This is a genomic window from Streptomyces sp. NPDC048411 (assembly GCF_040704695.1).
GTDB lineage: Bacteria > Actinomycetota > Actinomycetes > Streptomycetales > Streptomycetaceae > Streptomyces.
The window spans coordinates 1-3,897 of record NZ_JBEZKL010000263.1 but is presented as its reverse complement, the minus strand read 5'-3'; the positions used below and the strand labels follow the sequence as shown (position 1 = coordinate 3,897).

Annotated in this window: 3 protein-coding genes and 3 pseudogenes; 3 read left to right on the top strand and 3 right to left on the bottom strand. The window is 68.7% G+C overall.

The features are described from left to right. Positions 1-188: 188 nt before the first annotated feature. Positions 189-542: a VOC family protein gene (locus AB0915_RS38560; RefSeq protein WP_366695987.1), complete on the bottom strand. Its 354-nt coding sequence runs from the start codon at positions 540-542 to the stop codon at positions 189-191. 75 nt (positions 543-617) lie between these two features. Here AB0915_RS38560 and AB0915_RS38555 point away from each other — a divergent pair. Beyond that, positions 618-944, top strand: a pseudogene (locus AB0915_RS38555) (DNA polymerase III subunit alpha); the annotation flags it as partial. A gap of 40 nt (positions 945-984) precedes the next feature. Here the strand turns inward: AB0915_RS38555 and AB0915_RS38550 are convergent. Then, on the bottom strand, positions 985-1,122 hold the full coding sequence (locus tag AB0915_RS38550; RefSeq protein WP_366695985.1) for a hypothetical protein: 138 nt from the start codon (positions 1,120-1,122) through the stop codon (positions 985-987). 72 nt (positions 1,123-1,194) lie between these two features. On the opposite strand from AB0915_RS38550, the pseudogene AB0915_RS38545 reads away from it, so the two are divergent. Then, a pseudogene (locus AB0915_RS38545) lies at positions 1,195-1,804 on the top strand (ATP-binding cassette domain-containing protein); the annotation flags it as partial. Between the two features lie 61 nt (positions 1,805-1,865). Continuing rightward, positions 1,866-3,215 (top strand): IS200/IS605 family accessory protein TnpB-related protein, encoded by a 1,350-nt coding sequence (locus tag AB0915_RS38540; protein WP_366695983.1) that lies wholly within the window; start codon positions 1,866-1,868, stop codon positions 3,213-3,215. 89 nt (positions 3,216-3,304) lie between these two features. Here the strand turns inward: AB0915_RS38540 and AB0915_RS38535 are convergent. Next, positions 3,305-3,668: pseudogene (locus tag AB0915_RS38535) on the bottom strand (Tn3 family transposase); the annotation flags it as partial. Between the last annotated feature and the right edge of the window lie 229 nt (positions 3,669-3,897).

The following is a 3,897-nucleotide window of genomic DNA, read 5'->3' as shown; positions in this document are numbered from 1 at the left end:
CAGGGGGGACCCTGTGGGAGAGTAGGACGCCGCCGAACAATTATTCCGGGAAAGCCCCGCACCTTTGGTGCGGGGCTTTTCTGCGTTCACGGGGCCGGCTGCCGAAGAGAAGATTTCTCAAATCGACGCACGCGAGGAGCGCAAGAAGTCTCCGACCTTCCTCGGGGTTCCCAAGCAGGACAGCCCGCTTACTGACGCCGCTGGCCAAGGACACAGAACTCGTTGCCTTCGGGGTCTGCCAAGACAACCCACGATTGATCTCCCTGGCCAATATCAACATGCTGTGCGCCATGGGCCACAAGACGAGCCACCTCGGCGTCCTGATCATCAGGCCTGAAGTCGAGATGCAGTCGGCTCTTCGCCGTCTTGCTCTCATCAACCCGGACAAAATCCAACCCCGGCAGGCGATCCGGCGCCGGGCGGATCTCGAACTCCTCAGCAGAGGAGTGGACCACAACCCAACCAAGAGCCTCAGCCCACCACTGCCCCAACGCCACCGGATCTACCGAGTGAACAATTACCTGCTCCCATTCCAAGGTCATCCGCCGAGCTTAGGCCTGCGCTTTGCGTCTCGACAAGGCGGCCAACTCATGAGGCTCGGGGCTTAGTTCGGAGACGGGTTCTGCCGCGCGCACGCCGTCGCGTTCGCCGCCCCGGCCCTGCAGTCCGCGTGGCTGAAGGCCCATCACCCGGCAGCGCTGTATGCGGGGCTGCTGGAGCACGACCCCGGCATGTGGCCGCTGCGGGTGATCGTCGCCGACGCCCGCCGCCACAACGTCCCGGTCCTTCCCGTCGACATCAACCGCTCCCGCCCCCAGTACACGGTGGAGGAGACCGGCACAGGCTGGGGCGTCCGGGTCTCCCTGGCCTCGGTGAAGGGCATCTCACAGGAGCAGGTGACGCGGATCGAGGCCGGCCAGCCCTGCAACTCCCTGCAGGACTTTTGACAGCGGGCCCGCCCGGCCCCGCCGATTGCCGAGCGCCTCATCCAGATCGGCGCCAGCGGATGCGGTCCCAGCCTGAGCCGGTGAGCATCCGGCCGCCCTGGTCGATGAACAGCGCCAGCGGGTCCAGGCCGCCGCCCATCTCCAGTACGGTGATCTGCCGTAGGCCCGGCTTCATAGAGCCCACCGATCGCAGCGGCGTCCCGATCCCAGGTGGCCTCGCCGCCCGTCTCCTCGGCATCCTCGCGCCGCCGCCGAGCTGCTGGAGCGCTTCGGACCTGGTGGAAGCCGCATCGAGGCCCGCCTCCACCTACTCCGGCGGGATGAAGCGCCGCCTCGACCTCGCCATGACGCTGGTCGGCAACCCGCGGATCATCTTCCTCGACGAACCCACCCGCGGCCTCGACCCGCGCAGCCGCCACAACATGTGGGGCATCATCTTCGAGCTCGTCTCCGACGGGGTGACCGTCTTCCTCACCACCCAGTACCTGGAGGAGGCCGACGAGCTCGCCGACCGCATCGCCGTGCTCAACGACGGCAAGATCGCCGCCGAAGGGAGCGCCGAGGAGCTCTAGCGGCTCATCCCCGGCGCGCACGTCCGGATCCGGTTCTCCGATCCGGCGGCGTACCAGGCGGCCGCCTCCGCTCTGCGCGAGGTCACCCGGGACGACGAGGCGCTGGCGCTGCAGATCCCCAGCGACGGCAGCCAGCGCGAGCTGCGCTCCATCCTCGACCGGCTGGACTCGGCCGGCATCGAGGCGGACGAGCTGACCGTGCACACCCCTGACCTCGACGACGTGTTCTTCGCCCTGGCCGGCCCAGCCAACGTCCCCAACCAGCCCAAGGAGAACGTCCGATGAGCGCCCTCTCGCTCGCCGTACGCGACTCGAACACAATGCTGCGCCGCAATCTGCTGCACGCGTGGCGCTACCCGTCCGGAACCCTGAACCTGCTGCTCACGCCGATCATGCTGCTGCTCTTCGTCTACATCTTCGGCGACGTGATGAGCGCGGGCATCGGTGGCGGCGGTGCGGACCGCTCCGAGTACATCGCCTATGTCGTTCCGGGCATTCTGCTGGCGGCAAACGCCTCCTCAACACCCGCCACCACCTCACCCAGGCCCGGCTCACCGAAGACCAGTGGCGGGAACGCTGGGACGCGGAACACTGGTTCATCGGTGCCGATGGTGAGTCGGGTAAGCGGTTCGGGAACGAGACCATCCGCATCACCCCGAACGGCGAGGTCAGCATCAGACTGCCTGCCTCGCTCGCGCACCTGGCCAATGCCAGGCACGGCCGGTACACCCTCGCCTCCCGTATCGCGTTCGCGCACCGGGGTGCGGAGTGGGCCGACCGCGTCGCCGCGAACCGGGCCGTCGCCTACCGCATCCACCTCGACGTGGACCGCGGCCGCTGGTACCTCACCGCGTCCTGGCAACGCCCCGTCGTCCGGACCATCCCGTTGGAGACCGCCCGTGCCCGGGGCATGATCGGCGTCGACACCAACGCCGACCACTTCGCCGCCTACCGCCTCGACCAGCACGGCAACCCCATCGGTGACCCGCACCGCTTCCCCTACGACCTGTCCGGCACCGCCGGCCACCGCGACGCACAGATCCGCCACGCCCTGACCCGGCTGATCCACTGGGCCAGGCGTGTCGGTGTCACCGCGATCGGCATCGAAGACCTCGACTTCACCGCCGAGAAGACCCGGGAGAAGCACGGCGGCCGGAAGCGGTTCCGGCAGCTCATCTCCGGCATGCCCACCGGCAAGCTCAAGGCCCGGCTGGTGTCCATGGCCGCCGAACACGGCCTGAGCATTGTCGCGGTCGACCCCGCCTACACCTCCCTGTGGGGTGGCCAGCACTGGCAGAAACCGCTGGCCACCCCGCGCCGGAAGATGTCCCGTCACGATGCCGCGGGCATCGCGATCGGGCGACGCGCCCCCGGGCACCCGGTCCGGGATGGGGTATCCCCTGCTCGAACGGAGTTGAGAGCTTGGGGAAGGACGGCACCGCCCCCACACGACCGGAGCGATCGTGCGGGGCATCGGACCGCCCAGGCCGGACCAGGTGACCAGGGGCGTGAGAGAACCCGCCCACCCGCAACGGACCGGCCCCCTGGAGGGCCGGCGCCGAACGGGACGCGAAAGCGGGAACCCAGCGCATCCAACACCGTTCGGGATGCGCCCAGTACGCAACAGGGGGTACAAGACTCACTCACGCACACTGGTGAGGAACGGTTGGCCTGCACCTTGGCCTGGTGGCGGTAGCCGGGCTCGCCTGCCAGGCGCAGGCTGTGCAAGGTCTTGCCGATCCACCTCGTGCGCGATCGCGTCGCCCAGCGGGGTCGGTCAGCCCTCGCGCGCAGGCCGAGCAGGGAGGCTGGTTCGGGCTCCGGCTCCAGGGCAGGTGAAGTGCAGGCGGCCGTCGTCGTCGAAGACGAACTGCGCGTTGTTCGGCAGACGCCCGGTGATCTCACGGTGGGTGCCATTCAGCGGCGCGGCCCGCGACGTCAGGTGCTCGCCCGCGCCCGCCGGGAGCCCGAGGAAGGCCAGGACGGTGGGCTTGGCCTGCTCCCACGCTCCCCAGCAGCTTCGCCCGCGGTCACCCCACTTGGAAGAGTTCTTCGCGAACAGTTCCCGCCGGCACAGCATCCGGTGGAACTGCTCCAGCACCCAGAACGTGCACGCCTTCCGTCCCATCGTGTCCGGCTCCAGGCAGGGGCGGACGGCGGACCCCTGCTGCGACGCCGAGCTCGCGCGGATCGAATACGCGACCAACGAACCGCCCGACCGCGCCTTCGCCTTCGACCAGTTGGCGAGCGGGGAAAACGGCTTGACCTGGCGGGGTTGACACACCTCCTGCCGATCCGTAGGGTTCTCCGAGTTGTCACGGTGCCGGAACGGTTCTGTGGCAGCCGATCCCGCCGCGAATGCGGCAACCAAACTCTGT